This is a genomic window from Arthrobacter sp. TS-15 (assembly GCF_006964045.1).
Classification (GTDB): domain Bacteria; phylum Actinomycetota; class Actinomycetes; order Actinomycetales; family Micrococcaceae; genus Arthrobacter.
Window position 1 is genome coordinate 56,862 of the sequence record NZ_SDXQ01000041.1, and the last position, 23,338, is coordinate 80,199.

Below are 23,338 nucleotides of genomic sequence, written 5' to 3' on the forward strand. Positions count from 1 at the left end.
ATATGTAGTGGTCAGTTAGGTGCTGGTCAGGACTTCTCAGGACTTCTCAGACTGCTTACGACCCCTCAGTGAAGCGGATCCGGACGGCGTCTCCGTGGCCGGGAAGGTCTTCGGCACCTGACAAGCTCACAATATGTCCGCTGACCTGCTCCAGTGCGGCGCGGTCATAATTGATGACCTGAACTGCACGGAGGAACGTCGTGACATTGAGTCCTGATGAGAAAGCCGCCGTCCCGCTGGTGGGCAGTACGTGATTGGAACCGGCGCAATAGTCCCCCAGGCTTACCGGGCTGAAGTCGCCCACGAAGATCGCCCCCGCGTTACGGATCCGCGATGCGACTGCCGCCGCATCTGCCGTCATGATTTCCAGGTGCTCAGCGGCGTACGCGTTGCAGACTGCGATCCCCTGCTCAAGATCGTCCACCAGCACCACACCGGACTGCGGTCCGGACAACGCCTCGAGGACCCGGGAACTGTGCTTGGTTGCAGAGGCTTGCCGGGCCAGTTCACGCACGACGGCGTCGGCCAGCTCCGGGGAGTCCGTCACCAGGACGGAAGCTGCTTTGGGATCATGCTCGGCCTGGCTAATGAGATCAGCGGCCACCAAGGGGGCCTGCGCAGTGGAGTCGGCGAGGATGGCGATCTCGGTAGTTCCGGCCTCCGAGTCAATGCCCACCACGCCCTTCACGAGCCGCTTGGCTGTGGCCACAAAGATGTTGCCGGGTCCAGTGACCACGTCAACGGGCTCAATGGGCAACTCGCCTCCGGTACCCGGAACGCCGTAAGCAAACGAAACAATTGCCTGTGCACCACCGATGGCGTACACCTCATCGATGCCCAGGAGCTTCGCGGCGGCCAGGATGGTGGGGTGCGGAAGTCCGTCGAAGTCTTTCTGCGGCGGGGATGCCAACGCAATGGACTCGACGCCCGCCGCAACCGCGGGGACCACGTTCATGATCACCGATGACGCCAGAGGGGCCAGTCCGCCGGGAACGTACAGCCCTACGCGCCCCACCGGAATCCAGTTCTGGCTGACAAGAGCGCCGTCGCCAAGCTGAACGTCAACGTTGGCAGGGCGCTGCTGGTCAGCAAACTGCCGTGCACGGTTGATGGATTCTTCCAAGGCGGCCCGAACCTTCGGATCAAGTTCGTTCAGGGCCTTGGAGAGCGCCTCTGCCGGGACCCGCGGGTGGGACTGTTCCACACCGTCGAATTTCCTGGCCAGTTCACCCAAGGCGGCAAAGCCACGGCTTCGGACATCGGAAATGATGTTTAGGACCTTCTGCTCCGCATCCGCCATGGTCTGATGCTGCGCCCTGGGAACCGCTGCACGCAGCTCCGCCAGGGAGAGGTGGCGGCCCCGGAAATCGATGCTCCGAAAGGCAAGGGCGTCAGTGGAAGGGGCGGAAGTATCCGGAGAAGTGGTCACCCGGCTATTTTACGGGCTTCTTTGACAGAACCCCGAACAGGGCCAGGACGAACGTGATGAAGGCAATGGCAGCAGGCCACAGGACCAGCACAGCATAGGAGCGAAGCGTGAAACCAAACCCGGAGCCAAGTGCCGGATCCGGGGCCGGACCCAGTAGCTGGCCCGTCAGTAGCCCGACCAACCAGGCGATAAGAGCCCCTAAAGCACCGCCAACAAGGGCAAAGGTCAAGCGTCTGCCCGAACCCTCCCCCTGCAGCTTCCCGTCAAGCATGACGCCGGTGAGGCAGCCTGCCAGCAACATCAGGGCTCCGAGGACCAAGTCTCGTGGAAGCCAGGAATCAGGATTGGCCGCATTGGCCAGATCCGGATTGCCCGAGACCAGGTTCAACCCGCCCGGAGCCAACAGCCACCAGACCACCCCGGCCACCACGCCCAAAGCAGCCGGAAGTACCAGCCACAGCACATCCTTCGGCCGCCGGGGTTTCGTGGCGGGCAACGGTTCTGAAACGGGTGGGACGTGCGCGGTGGGCTCGGTCATGCAACTCACCTTAACAAAGGCTCACGCCTACCCAACAAAATGTGGGGCTCGCCGGATGGGAGGAATACCCTGAAGGTGAGAAGTACCACCGCCACAGCCCAGGAGAACACCCACGTGTCCAGCGAACCATCCGGCTACGATCAGACCTTCCGGGAAATGTTCCGTCGGCATGCCGCCGGAGTGGCAATCATCACGGCGAACCTGAACGGAAGCCCGTTTGGATTCACTGCCACGTCCGTGGCCTCCCTGTCAGCCGAACCGCCCCGCTTCACCTTCAATATGGCCAGAAGCTCCAGTTCCTGGCCGGCTGTGGCCAACGCGGAGTACATCGGAGTTCACATGTTGGGGCTGGAAAACCAAGCCCTCGCCAATCGCTTCGCTCGGACCCGCGATCGGTTCGACGGCGACCACTGGGAGCCGGGCCCCCACGACGTCCCCATTCTCAAGGACGTCAGCGGCTGGCTCGTTGGCAGAATCCAAATGCGCCTGTCCTTCGAGAACAACGCAGTAGTGGTGGTGGAGGTGGTTGATGGGCAAGTGGGCCAGGACGGCACTCCCCTGCTCTACCACGGCGGCGCCTACAGCAAGCCCGCCCCGCTCGACTACGAAATCTAAGGGCTGAGGATTCCTGCGGCGGCCAGCCTTGCCAGGACCTCTGTATCAGTTATCCAGGTGTATCAGTTGCGCAGGTGTATCAGTTGTCCAGGCAGGCCGGACCCAGCAGCACCTTGAGGTCCCCGAACAGTGATGGGCTGGGGTTAACCCTCATATGGACCGGCAAGCCCATAACCTCTACCTTCGTATCGCCCATCAGTTTGAGACGGACTTCCGAGTTTCCGCGGTGAGTGCGCAGCACATCCCGCAGGTCTGTCACAACTGCTTCGGTGGCCTTGAACGTAGGAATGGTGATAACCACCGGACCGTTCACGCTTTCGCTGAGGTCCGGGACGGAAAGCTCCATGCAATTCAGGGTGACCGCACCGTCATCGCGGCGCTGCAACCGTCCCTTGACAACAACAATCAAGTCCTCGGCCAGGACCGAGGCTATGGGCCCGTACACCTGGCCGAAGAACATGACCTCCATGGAAGCGCCGAGGTCCTCGATCTCTGCCCGGGCGTACGCGTTTCCGCTGGCCTTGGCGATCCTGCGGCTCAGCGAGGTGATCATGCCCGCAATGGTGACAATGGCGCCGTCGTGCGGTCCGTCCTCAGCGATGATCGAGGTGATGGACTGTTCCGCGTGCTGGCTGAGGACGCCCTCCAATCCCTGCAGGGGATGGTCTGAGACATAAAGGCCCAGCATGTCCCGTTCGAAGGACAGCTTGTCCTTCTTTTCCCACTCGGGCAGATCCGGGATTTCCGTTGTCAGCGACGCCTCGGGCTCCTGGTCTTCAAAGCCGGCGAAAAGATCGAACTGGCCAATGGCCTCATTGCGCTTGAGCGTGATCACGGAATCTATGGCTTCTTCATGGATCATCGCCAGAGCCCGCCGGTGATGGCCGAGCGAGTCGAAGGCCCCGGCTTTGATCAGCGATTCGATGGTGCGCTTGTTGCACACCACGGCCGGCACCTTCAGGAGGAAGTCCTTGAAGGACGTGTACTTTCCTTCGGAAGTGCGGGCGGCCACCATGGCATCCACCACGTTGACACCCACGTTGCGAATAGCGCCCATACCGAAGCGGATGTCCGTGCCCACAGGGGTGAAGTTCAGCGATGATTCGTTGACATCCGGCGGCAGGACCGTGATGCCCATTCGACGACACTCGTTGAGGTAGATGGCGGATTTGTCCTTGTCATCACCCACCGACGTCAGAAGTGCCGCCATGTACTCCGGCGCGTAGTGCGCCTTCAGGTAGGCCGTCCAGTAGGAGATCACGCCGTACGCGGCCGAGTGGGCCTTGTTGAAGGCGTAGTCGGAGAACGGGAGCAGAATGTCCCAGAGCGTCTTGACAGCGGCCATGGAGTAGCCGTTGTCCTGCATACCTTGGGAGAAGCCGGCGAACTGCTTGTCCAGCTCGGACTTCTTCTTCTTGCCCATGGCACGACGGAGGATGTCTGCTTGGCCGAGAGAGTAGCCGGCCAGCTTCTGCGCCACAGCCATGACCTGTTCCTGGTACACGATCAGGCCAAAGGTTCCACCCAGGATTTCCTTGAGCGGTTCTTCCAGTTCCGGGTGGATGGGGATTACTTCCTGAATCCCGTTCTTGCGCAGAGCATAGTCGGTGTGGGCGTTGGCACCCATGGGACCAGGCCGGTACAGCGCAAGGACTGCGGAGATATCTTCGAAGTTGTCAGGCTTCATCAGCTTGAGCAGGGACCGCATGGGTCCACCGTCGAGCTGGAACACACCAAGGGTGTCACCGCGGGCCAGGAGCTCGTAGGACGGAGCGTCATCGAGTTCCAGGTTTTCCAGGTCCAGGTCAACGCCGCGGTTCATCTTGATGTTTTCCAGGGCATCGGAAATGATCGTCAGGTTCCTCAGGCCCAGGAAGTCCATCTTGATCAGTCCGAGGCCCTCGGAGGTCGGATAGTCGAACTGGGTGATGACCTGGCCGTCCTGGAAACGGCGCATGATGGGGATGACGTCGATGATGGGGTCCGAGGACATGATGACGCCGGCGGCGTGAACACCCCACTGGCGTTTCAGGCCCTCGATGCCCAGCGCGGTCTCGAAGACCTTGGCGGCCTCGGGATCGGTAGCGATCAGCTGGCGGAAGTCCCCTGCCTCGCTGTAGCGCTTGGACTCCGGGTTCTGGATGTCGGCCAGCGGAATGTCCTTGGCCATGACGGCAGGCGGAAGGGCCTTGGTGAGTGTCTCGCCCATGCTGAACGGATAGCCGAGCACACGGGAAGAGTCCTTGAGCGCCTGCTTGGTCTTGATGGTTCCGTACGTGACGATCATGGCCACGCGCTCGTCGCCGTACTTCTTGGTGACGTAGTCGATCACCTCGGAGCGGCGGCGATCATCGAAGTCGACGTCGAAGTCAGGCATGGAAACGCGGTCCGGGTTGAGGAAGCGTTCAAAGATCAGGCCGTGCTGCAGCGGGTCGAGGTCGGTGATGCGCATGGCGTAGGCCACCATGGATCCTGCACCGGAACCACGGCCGGGACCTACCCGGATGCCATTGTTCTTGGCCCAGTTGATGAAGTCGGCAACCACCAGGAAGTACCCGGGGAATCCCATGGAGGTGATGACACCGAGCTCATAGTCAGCTTGCTTGCGGACCTTGTCCGGAATGCCCTGGGGATAGCGGTACTTCAGACCGGCGTCCACTTCCTTGACCAACCAGGAGGTCTCGTCTTCACCGGGAGGACAAGGGAAGCGCGGCATGTAGTTGGCGCCGGTGTTGAAGGAAACTTCGCAACGCTCGGCGATGAGCAGCGTGTTGTCGCAGGCTTCAGGGTGATCGCGGAACAATTCCCGCATTTCCTGCGGAGATTTCAGGTAATAGCCACTACCGGAGAACGCAAAGCGGGAACCGCCGTTATCGTACGTCGGTTCCAGGAGCGTGGAACCGGACTGAATCGCCAGCAACGCTTCATGGGCCTTGGCATCGTGCTCATGGGTGTAATGGAGGTCATTGGTGGCCACGAGTGGCAGGTTGAGTTCCTTGGCCAAGCGCAGGAGGTCGCCGGTGACGCGCCGTTCAATGTCCAGCCCGTGGTCCATCAGTTCGCAGAAATAGTTCTCCGCTCCGAAGATGTCGCGGAACTCTGCTGCAGCCTCCACGGCTTCGCGGTACTGCCCCAGGCGCAACTTGGTCTGGACCTCTCCGGACGGGCATCCGGTGGTGGCGATCAGGCCTTCGGAGTAGGTGTTGAGCAGTTCCCGGTCCAGCCGCGGCCACTTACCAAAGACAGAGTCCAGGGAAGCAATCGAAGAAGCCCTGAAGAGGTTCCTCATGCCCACGTTGTTGTAGCTCAGCAGCGTCATATGGGTGTACGAGCCACCGCCGGAGACATCGTCCTTACGCTGGCTTTCGTCGCCCCAGCGCACACGCTCCTTGTCCCCGCGGGCGGTGCCGGGTGTTACATAGGCTTCGACGCCGATGATCGGCTTGATGCCCTTGTCTGTGGCTTTGCGCCAGAAGTCGAACGCCCCGAACAAATATCCGTGGTCAGTCGTGGCCAGGGCCGGCATGCCCAGCCGTTCGGTTTCATCGAAAAGCTCACCGAGCCGGGCAGCTCCATCCAGCATGGAGTACTCAGTGTGGGTGTGCAGGTGGACAAACGAATCATTGCTGGAAGTCACCACGACAGTCTACCGTCCCGTGTCATACAGAAATCGGACCCGGGCAGTGAAATCCGTCTATGCGGAGCCAGTGGCCAGCAGATCCAGAGCGTACTGGAGGTCCGCCGGATATTCGCTGCTGACTTCCACCCAATCGCCGGAGCGGGGATGGGTAAATCCAAGTTGACGGGCGTGCAGCCACTGACGGGTGAGACCAAGGGTGGCAGCCAGGCGGGGGTCCGCTCCGTAGGTGAGGTCGCCGGCACAAGGATGCCGCAGCGCTGAGAAGTGGACGCGGATCTGGTGGGTGCGCCCCGTTTCCAGATGCACTTCCACCAGGGTCGCCTTACCAAAAGCTTCCAGGACCTCATAGTGGGTCACTGAGGGTCGGCCGTCCTCGATGACGGCGAACCGCCAGTCGTGGCCGGGATGCCGTCCGATGGGGGCGTCAATGGTCCCCTGAAGAGGATCGGGCAGTCCCTGAACAACTGCGTGATACACCTTGTCCACGGTGCGTTCCTTGAAGGCCTTCTTCAGCACCGTGTAAGCGTTCTCGGTCTTAGCCACCACCATGACACCGGATGTCCCCACATCCAGCCGGTGAACAATCCCCGCACGCTCGGGCGCTCCCGACGTAGAAATCCTGTAACCTGCTCCGGCAAGGCCTCCCACTACTGTGGGGCCCACCCAGCCTGGTGAAGGGTGGGCTGCGACCCCCACCGGTTTGTCGATGACAACGAATTCGTCGTCGTCCAACAGGATCTTCAGGCCTTCCACAACTTCCTCCACGACTTCCAGGGGATCCGGCCGCTCGGGAACCGTGACATCAAGCAATGTACCGGCAACGAGCTTCGCCGATTTACCCAGCGCAACTCCGCCGCTGGTGACGTTTCCTTCTGAAATCAGCAGCGCGGCAGCAGAGCGGGAAATGTCCAGAAGCTGTGCCAGTCCGGCATCAACTCGCGCCCCGGCCAGCTCCTCGGGAACCACTATGGATTTACTCACCAGCGGGCTCCCCGTTGGTGCCGCCGGCGGATTTGGCATCTTTGGCCGGCTTTGGCGCTGCCACATGACGGGTTCCGTCCATGCCAACCCCCCGCAAGGTCAGGAGGCAGATAATGACGACGCCGGACACCACCGCCGAGTCTGCGATGTTGAAGATGGCGAAGTTCGGCAGCTGAATGAAATCCACCACATGTCCCATGGCGAAAGACGGCTCGCGGAACAAGCGGTCGGTCAGGTTGCCGAGGGCACCGCCAAAGAGCAGTCCCAGGGATAGCGCCCACCAGACCGAGCCCACCTTTCGCAGCTGAAAGAGAATCGCCACAGAGACCACAGCCATGACGATCGTGAAAACCCACGTCACATTCTCGCCGATGGAAAATGCCGCCCCGGAGTTGCGGATGTAGTACCAGTGCAGCAGCGGAGGCAGCACCGGAATGCGCTCACCCTCCGTCATGGTGCTGGTGACCCAAAGTTTGGTGAGTTGGTCAAAAACGTAGGCGAACACGGCGAAGCCGGCAAAAAGCCAGAGCATGGCAGGACGCCACTTACGGCGTCCGGCAGGCGTCGGCTGTGTGGCCTCAGCGGTGAAGTCGTCGGTCATAGTGCTTTCATTCGGGAAGCGTGCGGGCTGCTGTCGGTCTCTTAACAGAGAAAGCCGGCGGCCGAGGAGTCCTCAGCCACCGGCTTTCAGAATACTTGCTAAACGTCAGCGGTTGCTTCGCCAACCTCAGGGGCAGCGACGGAACCACGGGCGTCAAGGTCGCGGAGCTGACCTTCGATGTAAGCCTTCAGGCGTGAACGGTAGTCGCGCTCGAAACCACGGAGCTGCTCAACCTTACGCTCAAGAACGGAGCGCTGCTGCTCAAGGGCACCAAGGATCTTGCGGGACTTCTCCTGGGCGTCGTTGACGAGGCTGGAAGCCTCGATCTGAGCCTCGGCAATGATCTTTTCCTTCTGCTGCGCACCGTCGGAAACGTGCTTGTCGTGCATCTGCTGCGCCATGGCCAGCAGACCTGCAGCGGACTCAGCGGACGTGGTGACGCCATTGCTTGCAGCAGGTGCTTTCGGAGCTGCAGCAGCGGCTGCTGCCTTCTCGGCTTCCTTCTTCTTGGCATCTTCTGCGGCCTTGGCTTCGGCTTCCGCCTTCGCCTCAGCTTCCTTGTCAACCTTGACCGGGGCCGGAACCTTCTCGACGACCGGAGCCGCAGCAGTTGCAGCGGGAACGGCCGAACCGGCCTCGCCGAGCTTCTTGCGAAGTTCGTCGTTTTCCTGGTTCAAGCGGCGAAGTTCCACCACGATCTCGTCGAGGAAGTCGTCAACCTCGTCCTGGTCGTAGCCTTCGCGGAACTTGGTCGGCTGAAAGCGCTTGTTGACAACGTCTTCTGGCGTCAAAGCCATCTGGTCACCTCGTTGGTCTAGTTAGTCAGTAGGCCTTCCGGCCGTTCAAAACTACGGTACCTAAATATCATCTTGTTCCTCCAATTCAACACCATCGTGTTGATTTGGAGAATTTGCGGCCTATGGACCATCGGTGGCCCGGGTTCCGCGGAGCAACTACGCCAGGCTGTTGGTCACTGCCATGGCTATGCTGACGGCAATAATCAGGATCAAGAACCCAAGATCCAAGGAGATTCCGCCAAGTTGGAGGGGCGGGATCAGCTTCCTGAGCCTGCTAAGGGGAGGATCAGTGACGGAGTAGACCACATGAGCTGTAACCAACGCCACACCCCTGGGCCGCCACTGGCGGGCGAACATCTGGACCCATTCGAAGATGAGTCGGATGATCAGGGCGATGAAGAACAGCAACAACACAATATAGATAAGGCCGAAAACAATGCCCACGAGTTAGCTCAGATCTCCCACTTGTTCCGGAATGCCGATCGGTCCCTACTATTGCAACACAGATGCCAGGCGGGTTGACCCGCCTGGCATCTGCAAAAGACTGTTGTCAGCTCTGGTTGAAGAAGCTGGCCTGCGTCTCGCTGGCCTTTTTGTCGTCCCCGATGACCTCAACGTACGACGGCGACAACAGGAAGACCTTGTTGGTCACCCGCTCGATGCTGCCGTGCAAGCCGAAGACGAGGCCGGCGGAGAAGTCCACAAGCCGCTTGGCATCGGACTCACCCATGTCAGTGACATTCATGATGACCGGAATGCCATCCCGGAAGCTCTCGCCAATGACCTTTGCGTCGTTGTACGAACGAGGATGGACGGTGGTGATCTGCCTCAGGCCCGAGGCATCTTCGCGGCTGGATGCCGCACGCTTGATGGGTGTCACGGGTGCGCGGTATTCCTCTTCGGCATCTACAGTGGGCATTTCACGGACAACTTCCCGGACGGGAGCGGGCGCACGGCGCTCTTCCCGTTCCTGTGCCTGGGGGCGTTCTTCATCGTGCTGCGTGGCGACGGACTGCTCAGATTCGTAGTGTTCATCGCCGTCGGCGAGCCCAAGATAGATCATTGTCTTGCGCAGAGCGCCAGCCATGGTGCACTCCTATCGTTTCTGCAGTAGGCGGGCCGCCATGACTTGACATATTGGAACCCCGGCCCGTCATTCCAATACTTTGACGCTACCCCACGGCCGGACGGGAACCGAGAATATCGGAGCCAATTCTCAGGTGTGTCGCTCCGAACTTCACGGCGGCTTCCAAGTCCTGACTCATGCCGGCGGATATACCTGTTGCGGCCGGATGCACTGCGCGGAGCGCTTTGGAAATCCCCGCGAGTCGCTCGAAGGCCACATTCGGATCAGCCCCCAAAGGCGCCACGGCCATCAGTCCGGACAACACCAGACCGTCCGCCAGCTCGATTCTTTCCGCGAGCATCTCAACATCGGAGGGCGTGGCGCCGCCCCGGTGTGCGCCGGCGTCGTCATCCAGGCTGACTTGGATGAAACAGTCAAGATCGCTGCGCCCCGTGGCATCCTTCTCCCTGGCGACGGCCTTGGCCAGAGCATCAACCAGCTGCACGCGGTCAACAGACTGGACCGAAGCAGCATACTTGACCACCGACTTTGCCTTATTGCTCTGAAGCTGGCCGATGAAATGCCATCGGACGTCAATCCCGGAGAGTTCAGCAGTCTTGGAGGCCGCTTCCTGGTCGCGGTTCTCGCCGACATCCTCGACACCAAGTGTCACCAGGCGGCGAACATCGGCCGCCGGATGGAATTTAGTCACCACCACCAACCGCGGCAGGTCAAGCCGTCCTGCAGTGCGGGTAGCGACGTCAATCCGCTGCCGCACCACCTCCAGCCGAGCCGACAGCTCAGCCGTGCGGGGATCACTGGATGATTCTTCCCGTTGTTGGTTGCCGTCTTCGAGGCTAGTCATGCGTCCACACCAAACCTGCAAATCGACCGGTCCGGGAGTCCCGCCGGTAAGAGAAAAGGGAGTCGTTTTCACGGGTGCATTCCCCCGAGTACTCCACGGGGACATCCAGTGAGTGCAACTGCGCGCGTACACCCGCCGGAAGGTCAAGGGCAGGTGTACCCCACGATGTGGAGGACCACGCTTCAGGTATTTTTTCTGCCACCTCGGCACGCAGCTGTTCGGGGACCTCGTAACACGAGCCACAAATGGACGGTCCGAGCCAAGCGCTGATATCAACAGCTCCCCGACGCCGCATTTCCGCGACAGTTGCGGGCACCACGGCTGAAGCGACCCCGGGACGCCCGGCATGGGCAGCAGCCAGGACGGGGCTGTTGTTGGAGTCGCTACCAACCAGCAGAACCGGAACACAATCGGCTACCATCACGGCCAAAGGCTGTGCTGATAGCCCGGGGATTGCAGGCGGGCGGGCGACTGCATGCTGTCCAGACGGTACAGGGGCAGCGGAGACCATGGCATCAGCGGTTGGTCCAGGTCCATGAGCTGCAATGAACTCCACATGATTTCCATGGACCTGGTTCATGTACTGGAACTGGCGCGTACGCGAACCGTCCGGGCACAAGCCGAGAGTGTGTTCCACCCGGGCACGACGAACCATCACTTCCGTGGGGTCGTCCTGTACGTGGAGAGCCAGGTTCCCGGCGCCTGTATCCGTGAAGGCTACAGAAACGCCGGGTCGTACTTCATTTCGCCACCAAAACACCTGGTACTGACTCTTTCGAACCGCGGCTTACTTCAGGAAGTCAGGAACGTCGAGATCATCGGAGCGGCTGCCCGAAAGGTCGGGTTCAACAACTGCAGGGAGGTCGACGTCAAAGCCGGAGTCCGCAGGCAAGGCCGACGGACGCTGCTGGCCCCAGTTGCTCAGGCCTGCAGCACCGATACCTGCCGTGGCGTGCTGCGGGGCTGCAGCGTTGGACGGCGCACTGCTCGGAGCAGCAGGCCTTTCCGAAGGCACCGGGTTCTGGGCCGGACGGGACTGATCCATGGAAGGCGAGGTTGCTTTGACGTCGTCGAAGCCCGCTGCGATGACTGTCACGCGAGCCTCATCTCCCAAGGCGTCGTCAATGACGGCACCAAAGATGATGTTCGCTTCGGGGTGGGCCACTTCCTGCACCAGGCGCGCGGCTTCATTGATTTCGAACAGGCCCAGATCGGAGCCGCCCTGAATGGACAGCAGGACACCGTGGGCGCCGTCAATGGAGGCCTCCAGGAGCGGCGAGGCGATGGCCAGTTCCGCAGCCTTGACGGCTCGGTCTTCACCACGGGCGGAACCGATGCCCATGAGGGCAGACCCCGCGCCCTGCATGACTGACTTGACGTCAGCAAAGTCAAGGTTGATCAGGCCGGGAGTGGTAATGAGGTCAGTGATGCCTTGGACACCGGACAGGAGTACCTGGTCCGCAGAGCGGAAGGCGTCCAGGACGGAGACATTGCGGTCGCTGATGGACAGAAGGCGATCGTTCGGGATCACAATCAGGGTGTCGACTTCGTCGCGGAGGGCGTCAATTCCAGCCTCGGCAGAGCCTGCACGGCGCCGGCCTTCGAAGGTGAAGGGTCGGGTCACGACGCCGATGGTCAGCGCACCGAGGGAGCGGGCGATGCGCGCGACCACGGGAGCACCACCGGTACCGGTGCCACCGCCCTCGCCTGCCGTGACGAAGACCATGTCAGCACCGCGGAGAACTTCTTCGATCTCGTCGGCGTGGTCTTCTGCTGCCTGCTTTCCGACCTCCGGGTTCGCTCCTGCACCCAAGCCACGGGTGAGCTCACGTCCGACGTCGAGCTTGACGTCGGCGTCGCTCATGAGCAGCGCCTGCGCGTCGGTGTTGATGGCGATGAACTCGACGCCCCGAAGGCCGACCTCGATCATACGGTTGACTGCGTTCACGCCACCGCCGCCGATGCCGACGACCTTGATGACGGCCAAGTAATTCTGCGGTGCTGCCACGTTTCGTGCCCCTTGCTTGTGTCCTATAGCGAAACTGATCGAGTCCAACTTGAATCCTTGGACCTTAACCCTCTAGTTGAAGGTTATAGTTATGTCAAGTAACTCTACTGCGACGGTATTTCCTCTGGTTCCCACATGCAATCTCCGCTTGCGCGTGTCGTGTGATTGCCGTGAAATAAGGCCACCGCCGGCCCGCAGGTTACGTTCTCAATACTGCCTATTTTGTGAATGGATGCCGGGGAACACTGACGTCGTAGATACTGACCGGGACCTTTGGGTCCGCCGGCATCCTCAGCAACGCCTCGAGTGCCTTGGCCTTCAGTTCCCTGTCCTCGGCATTGCCCCAGACTACCGTCTTTCCGTCCACCAGTTTCAGCTCAACGGCGTCAGGCGAGGCTGCAGAGGCGGTAGACATCCTGGCAAGGATGTCCGCGGGCAGGGTGTCCAGAACAGCGGCAATCGCCTTGAACAACTCCGTGTTGGTGGTGCCCACGCCAGCGTCGATCAACGGCAGGGCTACGGCGGCCAAATCCTGCGTCGCTCCGAGTTGAACGCCATCTACATCCACCATCACGTAGCTGTCACCCTGCTTGAGCAGTGCCACAGGAACGCGCTCGTCCACGTGCACCAGCAACTCGGACGGCGGCCGTGCTTCCATGGTTGCCGAACGGACCTGGACAAGTGGTTTCAGGAGCTCGTTGATCTCCTGTTCGCTGACTTGCGGCAACGGCTTGCCTTCCAAGCCTGACAGCGCCTTTTGCACCGCATCCGGCGTCACAAGCGATGTTCCGTCCACGGTTATTGTGCGCACTGCCAACACGGGAGAAAAGATGGCCCCTGCGATCAAGGATCCGACCACCAAAGCCACCATCGAGAGCGTCCAGAGCACCAGTCTCCGCTGACGTCGGTTCCTGGGCTCAGGAAAAGCAATGACGTTGTCAGTCCCTGGCGCCTTGCCGGCCTTCGCGGCACCGCCAGGCTTCGAGGGGCGACCCGACGCCACCGGGGCCTTGAGGTCAGTGTCAACAGATCGTTGTGCACTGATGACCTCCATTGGGTCACCTCCGGACCTCTCCGCCTTGCCGGGGCGCGGCTCCGTGGCCGGTTTGAAGGTGGGTTTCCGGGTGTTAGCCATCCAATGCCGCCACGATGGCAGGCCCGTAGGCAGTGACGTCTCCGGCCCCGACCGTCAGGACCACGTCGCCGTCGCTTGCAGCGTCCACCACGGCGTCCACGGCTTCACCGGCTGAAACGAGCCGGCCGTTCACCAAGTGATCGGTGATCAGCGTGCTCGTGACCCCCGGGATGGGATCTTCGCGGGCAGGATAGATGTCCAAAATCAATGCGGTGTCCGCCAGGTCCAAAGCAGCGGCGAACTCCGTGGCGAACTCACGGGTCCGCGAAAACAGGTGCGGCTGGAATAGGACGTGCACCTTCTTGCCGGCGGCCACTGAGCGCGCTGCCGATAATGCTGCGCGGACCTCGGTGGGATGGTGGGCGTAGTCGTCATAGACCCGCACTCCCCTGCCCTGGCCTTTGAACTCAAAGCGACGTGAAGCACCGGTAAAGTGGCCCAGCGCAGCCGCGGCAGCGCCCGGTTCCACGCCGAGTTCGACGGCGACTGCGAACGCCGCTGCGGCGTTCAGGGCGTTGTGCCGTCCCGGCACTTGCAGTTCAAGGCCATGGACGGCTCCGCCCAGGGCAACGGATACATCGCCCGGACCGCCGTCATGAAGCCGGACATCGGCAGCAGATGATGTTCCGTACGTCAGGACGCGCGTTATCCCCTTTGAGGCTGTCCGTTCCGCCAAGGCCAGGGCACCGGCGTCGTCGGCGCATGCCAGCAGGACGCCGTTGGAAGGCAGGAGCGCGGCGAACTCATCAAAGGACGCGAAGACGGCCTCCGGTGTTCCGTAGTGATCCAAGTGATCCGCTTCGACATTGGTAACCACCGCAATCAACGGACGGTAGTTGAGGAATGACCCATCCGACTCATCGGCCTCTGCCACGAAAATATCGGATTCACCGTGGGCTGCGTTGACGCCCAGTGCCGGCACGTTCGCGCCGATCGCGAAGGAGGGATCCAGACCGGCTTCCTTGAGGAGTACCGCAACCATCGACGTAGTAGTGGATTTGCCGTGGGTACCTGCCACGGTGACAACCCGGTGCCCGGCCATGGTGGCGGCCAAAGCTTCCGAACGGTGAAGCACGGGCAACCCGGTCTGACGCGCCGCCACCAACTCCGGGTTGTCGTCCCGGATGGCTGAACCAGCCACGACCGTCTGGGCATCGCCCAGGTTTCCGGCGTCGTAGCCGACCGCAATACGCGCACCTGCCACGGCGAGGTCACGCATCACGGGCAGGTCTTTGACATCGCTGCCGCTGACGGGGATGCCCCGCGCCACCATAATGCGCGCGACGGCGGACATTCCCACTCCGCCGATTCCAATGAAGTGGACGCGTCCGAGGGACTCGAGCCGGGCGATGCTGGTGGTCATGCGGATACCGCTTCCAAGACAAGATCAGCCATCCGCTGATCGGCGTTTCTGATACCAAGTGCTTCGGATTTCCGAGCCATGTCATTGAGTTTGCTGCGGTTTGTCAGCAGCGGAATCAGTTCGGTCCGGAGCCACTCCGGGCTGAGATCCTTGTCATCGATCATCAGTGCACCGCCTGCGGCAACCAAGGGGGCGGCGTTCAGCGCCTGCTCTCCGTTCCCGATGGGCAAGGGCACGAACACTGCGGGGACTCCCACAGCCGCTACCTCGCTGACGGTGCCGGCACCGGCACGGGCCAGAATGACGTCGGCAGCGGCGTAGACGTTCTCCATGCCGTCCACGTACTCAACCTGCCTGTAGCCGTCGGCGGCGAGGAGTCCGCCGTCGTCATCCTTGACGGCTTTGCCTTTGCCCGTGATGTGGAGGGTCTGAATACCGGCAGCGGCCAGTGCGGGGAGAGCTGCGGTGATGGCACGATTGATGCTCAACGCCCCTGAGGAGCCGCCTGTGACGATCAAGGCCGGACGGTGGGCATCAAGCCCCAGCGCGGCCTTTGCCGCAGGCGCCGCAACAGCCCTGTCCACTTGCGAGATAGCCCGGCGCATGGGCATTCCCACGTGGCGGGCCCCCCTCAAGCGCGTCCCGGCAAATGCCACGGCAACATGCTTGCTGAACCGGGCGCCGACGCGATTAGCCAGGCCGGCCTTCATGTTGGCCTCGTGGATGACGATGGGGATCCGGAGTTTGCGTGCAGCAAGGTACATGGGCGTGCAGACGTACCCGCCCACACCCACCAGAACATCCGCGCCGGAGGCCTCCAAAATGTGCCGGGCCTGCCGGACCGCGCCGCTCAAGCGGGCGGGCAGCTTCAGGAGGTCCGCTGACGGCCGCCGCGGAAAGGGAACACGGTCGATGGTTGCGAGCTGGTACCCGGCCGCCGGGACGAGACGGGTTTCCATGCCCGACGGCGTCCCTACAGCCAGGATGGCGGCCTCCGGACGTTTGTCCTTGATGGCGTCGGCAATCGCCAACAGCGGGCTGACGTGACCGGCTGTCCCGCCGCCGGCAAGGACGACGGACAACGGCTTGGGCGCGTTTGCGGAGTCAAAAGTCATGAAGTGCTAGGTACGCTTTCGTGCAGTCTTGGACATGAGGCGCGGGAAGAATCCTGAACGCTGCTGCGCCGGCAATTGGCCGCGGGCCAAAGACAACACTACGCCCACACCGCAGAGGGACATGATCAGCGCGGAGCCACCATAGGAGATGAACGGAAGGGGCACCCCCACCACAGGAAGAAGTTGGGTCACCACCGCCATATTCATGCTCGCCTGGCCGAGCAGCCACACCATGATTCCACCAGCCAGCGTGCGTTGGAACGGGTCGGTCTGCCTCACGACTACACGGAAGATGGCGATACCCAGGATGGCGAACAGGACCAGGACCACGATGGTTCCAACAAGTCCCAGCTCCTCGCCAATAATGGCAAAGATGAAGTCGTTGTGCGCCTCCGGCAGCCAGTTGTACTTCTGCCGGCTTTGGCCAAGGCCCAATCCGGTCCAGCTCCCCTGTGCGAGGCCGTACATGCCATTGGTTGACTGGAAATCGAAGTCAAACTGCTCGGTGCACTGCGTGGAGGCTGTTCCCAACCACGAGGTGATCCGGCAGATCCGGTTTTGGCTGCTGATGGTCCCCAGGACGGCGCCCAGGGCGCCAACCGCGCCGGCAATGGCCAGCATGCGGCCGGGAACGCCGGCGAAATACAGCCCGGCAGCGGTAATGGCCGCGATGACGATCACAGTTCCGAGGTCGTTGCCCAACATCACCAAGGCAATGACGAGTCCTGCACCGGGAACCACCGGAATGATGACGTGCATCCAACGGTTAAGGAGTTTCTGCTTCCGCGCCAGAACGGCAGCGATCCACACGCAGAGGATTAGCTTGGCCATCTCCGAGGGCTGGAGGGTGATACCTCCAATGTCGATCCAGTTCTTGTTGCCGTTGACGGTGTTGCCCATGACCTGGACCAAGGCTAGGAGCACAATGACGGCCCCCAGCGCCCACCAGGAGAGTTTCTTCATCCAGTTCACGTTGGTCCGCGAAATGACGTACATGGCGATGAGTCCAACCACACCGAAGAGCGCCTGCTTGAGGGCATCAGCATAGGGCGACTTGCCCTCGGAAATGGCTTCAACGCTTGACGCGGACAACACCATCATGATCCCGATCGCCGTCAACGCGAGGGCGCAGCCGAGAATCAGATAGTAGGTGGAGCTGTTAGGTGCCTTGCTCTTTCCTTCAAGGCTCTCCCAAAAGCCACGCAGGTGTCCGCGGAGCCCTGAGGGGCGGCTGCCGTCACCTGATGCCGGCTTGGGCTTCCCGTCCCGGGGTTCTTTGCCGCGGGTGCGGGTGGGCGTGCTGACCATTGTTACTCCTCGGTGGTCGGTGCCTGCCCTTCCACAAGCTCGCGAACTGCCAGGACGAAAGCGTCGCCACGGTGAGCGTAGGAAGAGAACTGATCCATGGATGCAGCCGCCGGTGCCATCAGCACGGTATCGCCAGAGGCAGCCACCTCGGCCGCCGATGCCACTGCCCGGGCCATGATGGTCTCACCGTAGATAGGCGAAGCTGCGTCTCCGGCTGCGGTCTGCACTCCTTCAGTGTCGCCCTTTGAAGGCGCGATCACGGGGACATCGGGTGCGTGTCGCTGGAGGGCCCCCTCCAGTGCCTCAGTATCAGTTCCGATAAGGACTACGGCTTTGAGCCTGGGCGCGTGCTCTTTGACGAGGTCGTCGTAGTTGACGCCCTTGGACAACCCGCCGGCAATCCATACAACCTTCTGGAAAGCCGAGAGTGCCGCGGAGGCTGCGTGCGGGTTGGTTGCTTTGGAGTCGTTGATCCACAAGACGTCTTTGTGGTTCGCCACCAACTGGATGCGGTGGGCACCTGGCAGGTAATTGAGGATGCCTTGTTTCACGGATGCGGCATCAACTCCGTAGGCCCGCACCAGGGCCGCCGCCGCAAGGGCATTGGCCACCATGTGGCGGGGTGCCACCGGGCCAAGATCGGACATTGAGGCAAGTTCCGCGGCAGAGTCTTTGCGTTCGGCAATAAAGGCCCGGTCAACAAGGAGGCCATCCACCACGCCCACCATGCTGATGGCCGGCGTGTTGGTGGTGAAACCGATGGCCCGGCATCCCTCAACGACGTCGGCGTTTTCCACCATACGTTCAGTTTCAATCTGTTCGGCGTTGTAGATCGCCGCCTTTTGGGTGTTCTCGTACACCTTGGCTTTGTCCGCGAGGTAGGAGGCGTAGGATCCATGCCAATCAACATGGTCCTCGGCAACGTTCAGGCAGACGCTCGCCACAGGAGACAACGAGTGGCTCCAATGCAGCTGGAAGCTGGAGAGCTCAACAGCGAAAGCATCGTAGTCCACCGGATCCCGGAGTGCGTCAAGAATAGGGGTGCCGACGTTTCCCACGGCGATTGCTTTGAGCCCGGCCGCCTGCAGCATGGATTCGGCCATGCCAACCGTGGTGGTCTTGCCGTTGGTACCGGTAATCGTCAGCCAGTCCGCGGTCTTGCGCCCTGCCCGCTCCCTCAGCCTCCAAGCGAGTTCGACGTCGCCCCAGACTTGGATGTGCTTGCGCTTGGCCGCGGCAAGCAGGGCCTGATCCGGGCGCCATCCTGGCGACGTGACCACGAGGTCCGGCAAACTTCCGTCGATCAACGGGAGAGCCGTCACGGCTTCCTCCCCTAACAGCACATCAACGGCACCCACGATCTTGAGGGTGTCGGCCTGGGCCTTGGCCTTGGCGCTGGTGGCTGCGTCAACCACAACAACTTTTGCGCCGAGTTCGATGAGTGTGTCGGCTGCAGCGAAGCCGGAGACACCTATACCTGTCACCACAACGCGCAGACCTGACCAGTCGGCATCCCAGCTGGTCAGTGTGCTGAGCCTCTCAGCGTTCGATGACAGAGTTTCCGGGCTTTCGTTCACAGCAGCACCACCCATTCAGCGTAGAAAATTCCAAGGCCCGCAGCCACAAAGAGCCCGGCGAGAATCCAGAACCGGACCACCACCGTAACTTCTGCCCAGCCCTTCAATTCAAAGTGGTGTTGCAGCGGAGCCATCTTGAAGACGCGTTTCCCGCCGCTCAGCTTGAAGAAGCCCACTTGGATGATGACGGACAAGGTAATGAGTACAAAGAGCCCGCCAATGAACGCAAGCAGGAGTTCGGTGCGTGAGAGGATAGCGAACGCCGCAACGGCACCACCAATGGCCAAGGAACCTGTGTCACCCATGAAGATCTTGGCAGGTGAGGTATTCCACCACAGGAATCCCACCAAGGCGGCACTCAGAATCGCGGCCAACAGGGCGAGGTCCATGGGGTCCCGGACCTGATAGCAACCGCTGCCGGCTTCCCGTGGTGAGCCGCAGGCCTGGTTGTTCTGCCAAATTCCCATGATGGTGTAAGCGCCGAAGACCATGATGGACGCTCCGGCAGCCAGGCCGTCCAGGCCGTCGGTCAGGTTAACGCCGTTGGTAGCTGCGGTGATGATCAAGTTGGACCAGAGCACAAACAGGATGGCGCCCACTACTGTCCCGCCGAACGCGAGGTCCAGCCACGGAATGTCGCGCACCAGGGAAATTTGCGTGGATGCGGGCCGCAGGCCGTCCTCGTTGGGGAACTGAAGGACCAACACCGCAAAGATGATGCCCACAGCTGCCTGCAGGATCAATTTGGCGCGTGCGTTCAGGCCAAGGCTGCGCTTGTTGGAAATCTTGATGAAGTCATCGAGGAAGCCAACAAAACCCATGCCCACCATGAGGAACAGCAGCAGCAGTCCAGATGCCGAGGGGCCGGCGGAGGCCGGATTCATGATCCACATGATCAGGTGTGTCACGAAGTAACTGATCAGTACCGCGGCCACCACTACGGTTCCGCCCATGGTGGGCGTGCCGCGCTTGGTGTGGTGGGACGTCGGTCCGTCGTCCCGGATGAATTGTCCGTAGCTCTTGGCCACAAGGAACTTGATAAACAGGGGCGTCCCGATCAGGGCCACCAGAAGGGCGACGCCAGCGCCGATCAAAAGTGCAATCACAGCAGCTCGTTCCCTTCGCTTGCGGCAGCTTCATCCGCGTTGTCTCCGGTGGGCTCGGCCCGTGGAGGTAATGCTATCCGATCACCCAAATGCCGAAGGCCCACACCGTTGGAGGACTTGAAGAGCACCAGGTCGCCGGGCTCCAGCTCATTTTGAAGGAGCTCGTAGGCTTCTTCCACTGTCTCGGTGAAGGAACATTCGTCACCCCAGGAGCCTTCCTGGATGGCGGAGACGTAGAGCGCACGGGCTTCACGCCCCACCACCACCAGCCTGGAAATGTTCAGGCGGACCACTTGGGTGCCCACTGCAGTGTGTTCACGGATGGAGTCCTCGCCCAGCTCTAGCATGGCTCCCAGAACTGCCCAGGTCCTTCTGCCTTGTCCCAGGTCCGCCAGCGTGCGCAGGGCAGCCCGCATCGATTCGGGGTTTGCGTTATAAGCATCGTTGATGATGGTGACGCCGTCTTCACGTTCAGTCCGTTCCATCCGCCAGCGGCTGGCTGCGGACTGGGAGCTGAGCGAGGATGCGATGTCAGCGGCCGGGATGCCTGCGGCGAACGCGGCGGCGGCTGCTGCCAACAGATTGGTGACATGGTGACCACCGATCAGGCGGCTTCGCACCTCAACGGCCGGGCCGCCGTCGGGCAGTACCAAATCAAAATCAGGGAAGCCTTGCTCATTGACCACAACGTTGCGCGCTTCCACTTCTTCAGTGGTGGCCGGCGAGGCCGTGAAGCCCAACACTTTGGCCTTGGTCCGGGTGCGCATGGCAGCGACGCGGCCATCAGCGAGGTTGATCACAGCCGTGCCGCGCTCCCCCAGTGCTTCCACCAATTCGCCCTTGGTCTTGGCGATGTTCTCAACGCCTCCGAATTCACCGGCGTGGGCCGTGCCAACCACCAGAACCACACCGATGTCCGGCTTGACCATCTCGGCCAGGTACTTGATGTGGCCCAGGCCGGTAGCGCCCATCTCGATCACCAGGAAGCGGGTTCCGGCGTCCGCGGCAAAGACCGTCAGCGGCACACCTACCTCGCCGTTGTAGGAGCCTTGCGGCGCCACCGTGGCTCCGGCGGTGGACAATACACCGGCAAGGAGGTCCTTGGTGGTGGTTTTGCCCGCAGAACCGGTGATCCCTATGACGGTGAAGTCCTCGCCGCGGCTCTTACGCTCAGCACGGATGCGGCTGACAGATTCCGCTGCCAGCTCGCCCATGGCCACCACAGCGTCGTTAACCACGACGGCGGGATAAGGGCGGCCGTCGGCGTCGGTCACTTCACGTTCGGCGAGAACCAGGACGGCACCGCGTTCGAATGCGGCATCGACGAAGTCATGCCCATCAGCGTGCTCGCCGGGTTTGGCCACGTACAACGATCCGGGCGTCGCTTCCCGGGAATCAGTGACGACGGAGGTGGGGACGATGTCCGGATCTCCGGTCAATCGGCCATGGGTGATGTCGGCGATCTCCGCCGCAGTAAGTGCAATCATCTCGGTTTAGGACTCTATCCGCTGGTCCGTTGAAACGCTGAATCCCTTGGATGTCAAGGCGGCCCGCAACTCCACCCTGTCGTCCAAGGCAAGATTCACGCCCTTGACCTCCTGCCACACCTCGTGGCCACGCCCGGCGATGAGGATGGTGTCGTCTTTGGTGGCCACGTTGACGGCCAGTCTGATGGCGGCATCCCTTGGATAAGACTCGATGATTTCGCTACTCAGCTCCTCGGAGTCCCGTGCAGCGTAGGCGCCCTGGAGGACCTCGGCCCGGATGGCTGCTGCGTCTTCGTCGTGGGGATCGTCATCGCTGATGATCACGACGTCGGCCAGGCGGGCAGCGATTGCGCCCATGGTGGGCCGCTTGCCTTGGTCGCGCTGGCCCGTTGCACCGAAGACCACGATGACCCGCGATCCCTCTTTCGGAGAACGAACGGCTTCCAGGGCACGGGACAGAGCGTCCGGATTGTGGGCAAAATCAACAACCGAGGCAGGCTCTGCTGAAACGAGCTGCATGCGTCCGGGGACCGCAACAGTGAAGGGGTCATGCGCATCCAAGGCAGTCTGGAGCGTCTTTTCGTCGACGCCGGATGCCAGGACCATGATCGTAGCCAGGGCTGCATTGGCCACATTGAAGTCTCCCGGCAGGCCGGTGTGGACGTGAAGGGTTCGGCCGTCGACGTGCCTGAGCTCAAATTCCGACCCCAGCCCCCGCGCCGTGATGGACCCAACGCTCCAGTCGGCGTCGGCGCTGCCCTCAACGGGGGGCTTGGTTGCGAGGGTGGTTACCGGGATGTCGGCTGAATCGGCCAGCTTGCGGCCCCAGTGATCGTCCACTGTGACCACCGCGCGCCTGGCCCTTCCGGCAGTGAAGAGTTCCGCCTTGGTTCGGAAGTATTCGTCCATGCTGCCATGAAGGTCCAGATGGTCCTGGGTGAGATTGGTGAAGCCGGCAACGTCGAACATCACTCCGTCCACCCGGCGGAAGGAGATCGCGTGGGATGAAACTTCCATGGATGCCGCGTCCAAGCCCCGTTCGCGCATCAGAGCCAGCAACGCATGGACATCCGTGGACTCCGGGGTCGTGAGGAGGCTGGGGATCGCCGCCCCGCCCGCAAGGATCTCGATGGTCCCGATCAGGCCGGGCTTCTTCTTCAAGGCGCTCAGCAAGGAGTTGATGAAATAGGTGGTGGTGGTCTTTCCGTTGGTACCCGTAACCCCGTACAGAGTCGGGAACCCGCCATCCGCCGGCTGGCTGCGATAGATCAAGGCGGCCAGGCGTCCGACGGCGGTACGCGGCTCGGCGACAATGAGTACCGGTACGGGCTGGTCACCTGCAAGCGCCAGCTGGCGCGCTCCGGCGTCGTCCGTCACGACCGCAACCGCACCTGCGTCAATAGCCTGCGGAACGAAGTCCGCACCATGGCGGGAGGCTCCGGGCAGGGCCATATAGAGGTCGCCGGCTTCGACAGCCCGCGAGTTGAGGGAAATGCCCGTCACTCCCCTGTCCTGGCTGGCGGCAGGAACGGCAACACCGAGTGTTTCCGCGATGGTGGCCAACGGTACTGCAGCCACGGATGCGGGGCGAAAGCCGCTCTGGCCGGCGTCCGGGGTCGTGGCGCTGGTAGCTGCCTCATGGTGCTCTGACACGTGGTTCTCCGTTGGTGCTCGTGGAACGACCGGCTTGGGGCCGGCGGCGCCCAG

General features: G+C 61.8%; 20 protein-coding genes. 1 reads left to right on the forward strand and 19 read right to left on the reverse strand.

Going from position 1 to position 23,338, the window contains the following annotated elements; translation table 11 throughout:
• Positions 1-55 precede the first annotated feature (55 nt).
• Both hisD and EU811_RS17070 read right to left on the reverse strand, forming a co-directional pair.
• Positions 56-1,429, reverse strand: a complete 1,374-nt coding sequence (gene hisD, locus EU811_RS17065; RefSeq protein WP_142939516.1) for a histidinol dehydrogenase — start codon at positions 1,427-1,429, stop codon at positions 56-58.
• Positions 1,430-1,433: 4 nt separating this feature from the next.
• Entirely contained in the window at positions 1,434-1,967 is a 534-nt protein-coding gene (locus EU811_RS17070) for a hypothetical protein (protein WP_142939517.1), read from the reverse strand.
• Positions 1,968-2,081: 114 nt separating this feature from the next.
• Between EU811_RS17070 and EU811_RS17075 the strand changes: the two genes are divergently transcribed.
• Positions 2,082-2,582: a flavin reductase family protein gene (locus tag EU811_RS17075; protein WP_142939576.1), complete on the forward strand. Its 501-nt coding sequence runs from the start codon at positions 2,082-2,084 to the stop codon at positions 2,580-2,582.
• 79 nt (positions 2,583-2,661) lie between these two features.
• Here the strand turns inward: EU811_RS17075 and dnaE are convergent, their stop codons facing one another.
• The 17 genes from dnaE to EU811_RS17160 all read right to left on the reverse strand — a co-directional run bounded on the left by dnaE (position 2,662) and on the right by EU811_RS17160 (position 23,284).
• Positions 2,662-6,219, reverse strand: coding sequence for a DNA polymerase III subunit alpha (dnaE, locus tag EU811_RS17080; RefSeq protein ID WP_142939518.1), 3,558 nt, complete (start codon positions 6,217-6,219; stop codon positions 2,662-2,664).
• A gap of 57 nt (positions 6,220-6,276) precedes the next feature.
• Positions 6,277-7,203 (reverse strand): RluA family pseudouridine synthase, encoded by a 927-nt coding sequence (locus tag EU811_RS17085; protein WP_142939519.1) that lies wholly within the window; start codon positions 7,201-7,203, stop codon positions 6,277-6,279.
• The gene (lspA, locus tag EU811_RS17090; RefSeq protein WP_142939520.1) at positions 7,196-7,804 is read right to left on the reverse strand and encodes a signal peptidase II; all 609 of its coding nucleotides are present in this window, start codon (positions 7,802-7,804) and stop codon (positions 7,196-7,198) included. The genes EU811_RS17085 and lspA overlap by 8 nt, the downstream gene beginning before the upstream one ends.
• 98 nt (positions 7,805-7,902) lie before the next feature.
• Positions 7,903-8,601 carry a DivIVA domain-containing protein gene (locus tag EU811_RS17095; protein ID WP_142939521.1) on the reverse strand — a complete coding sequence of 233 codons (699 nt, stop codon included), beginning with the start codon at positions 8,599-8,601 and terminating at the stop codon, positions 7,903-7,905.
• Positions 8,602-8,757: 156 nt separating this feature from the next.
• Positions 8,758-9,045, reverse strand: a complete 288-nt coding sequence (locus tag EU811_RS17100; RefSeq protein ID WP_024820479.1) for a YggT family protein — start codon at positions 9,043-9,045, stop codon at positions 8,758-8,760.
• Between the two features lie 106 nt (positions 9,046-9,151).
• On the reverse strand, positions 9,152-9,688 hold the full coding sequence (locus tag EU811_RS17105) for a cell division protein SepF (protein ID WP_142939522.1): 537 nt from the start codon (positions 9,686-9,688) through the stop codon (positions 9,152-9,154).
• 85 nt (positions 9,689-9,773) lie between these two features.
• On the reverse strand, positions 9,774-10,532 hold the full coding sequence (locus tag EU811_RS17110; RefSeq protein WP_142939523.1) for a YggS family pyridoxal phosphate-dependent enzyme: 759 nt from the start codon (positions 10,530-10,532) through the stop codon (positions 9,774-9,776).
• Positions 10,525-11,292: a polyphenol oxidase family protein gene (locus EU811_RS17115; protein WP_142939524.1), complete on the reverse strand. Its 768-nt coding sequence runs from the start codon at positions 11,290-11,292 to the stop codon at positions 10,525-10,527. The genes EU811_RS17110 and EU811_RS17115 overlap by 8 nt, the downstream gene beginning before the upstream one ends.
• A gap of 27 nt (positions 11,293-11,319) precedes the next feature.
• Positions 11,320-12,540: a cell division protein FtsZ gene (ftsZ, locus tag EU811_RS17120; RefSeq protein WP_024820475.1), complete on the reverse strand. Its 1,221-nt coding sequence runs from the start codon at positions 12,538-12,540 to the stop codon at positions 11,320-11,322.
• 217 nt (positions 12,541-12,757) lie between these two features.
• Entirely contained in the window at positions 12,758-13,675 is a 918-nt protein-coding gene (locus EU811_RS17125; RefSeq protein ID WP_142939525.1) for an FtsQ-type POTRA domain-containing protein, read from the reverse strand.
• Positions 13,668-15,038, reverse strand: coding sequence for a UDP-N-acetylmuramate--L-alanine ligase (gene murC / locus EU811_RS17130; RefSeq protein ID WP_142939526.1), 1,371 nt, complete (start codon positions 15,036-15,038; stop codon positions 13,668-13,670). The genes EU811_RS17125 and murC overlap by 8 nt, the downstream gene beginning before the upstream one ends.
• The gene (murG, locus tag EU811_RS17135; protein WP_142939527.1) at positions 15,035-16,153 is read right to left on the reverse strand and encodes an undecaprenyldiphospho-muramoylpentapeptide beta-N-acetylglucosaminyltransferase; all 1,119 of its coding nucleotides are present in this window, start codon (positions 16,151-16,153) and stop codon (positions 15,035-15,037) included. Before murG ends, murC begins: the two co-directional genes overlap by 4 nt.
• 6 nt (positions 16,154-16,159) lie before the next feature.
• Positions 16,160-17,461: a putative lipid II flippase FtsW gene (gene ftsW / locus EU811_RS17140; RefSeq protein ID WP_142939528.1), complete on the reverse strand. Its 1,302-nt coding sequence runs from the start codon at positions 17,459-17,461 to the stop codon at positions 16,160-16,162.
• A gap of 2 nt (positions 17,462-17,463) precedes the next feature.
• A complete protein-coding gene (murD, locus tag EU811_RS17145) occupies positions 17,464-19,053 on the reverse strand; it encodes a UDP-N-acetylmuramoyl-L-alanine--D-glutamate ligase (protein WP_142939529.1) in 1,590 nt (529 codons plus the stop codon).
• A complete protein-coding gene (gene mraY / locus EU811_RS17150) occupies positions 19,035-20,144 on the reverse strand; it encodes a phospho-N-acetylmuramoyl-pentapeptide-transferase (protein WP_142939530.1) in 1,110 nt (369 codons plus the stop codon). Before mraY ends, murD begins: the two co-directional genes overlap by 19 nt.
• Positions 20,141-21,631 (reverse strand): UDP-N-acetylmuramoyl-tripeptide--D-alanyl-D-alanine ligase, encoded by a 1,491-nt coding sequence (locus EU811_RS17155; protein ID WP_142939531.1) that lies wholly within the window; start codon positions 21,629-21,631, stop codon positions 20,141-20,143. Before EU811_RS17155 ends, mraY begins: the two co-directional genes overlap by 4 nt.
• A gap of 6 nt (positions 21,632-21,637) precedes the next feature.
• Positions 21,638-23,284: a UDP-N-acetylmuramoyl-L-alanyl-D-glutamate--2,6-diaminopimelate ligase gene (locus tag EU811_RS17160; RefSeq protein ID WP_142939532.1), complete on the reverse strand. Its 1,647-nt coding sequence runs from the start codon at positions 23,282-23,284 to the stop codon at positions 21,638-21,640.
• Positions 23,285-23,338 lie beyond the last annotated feature (54 nt).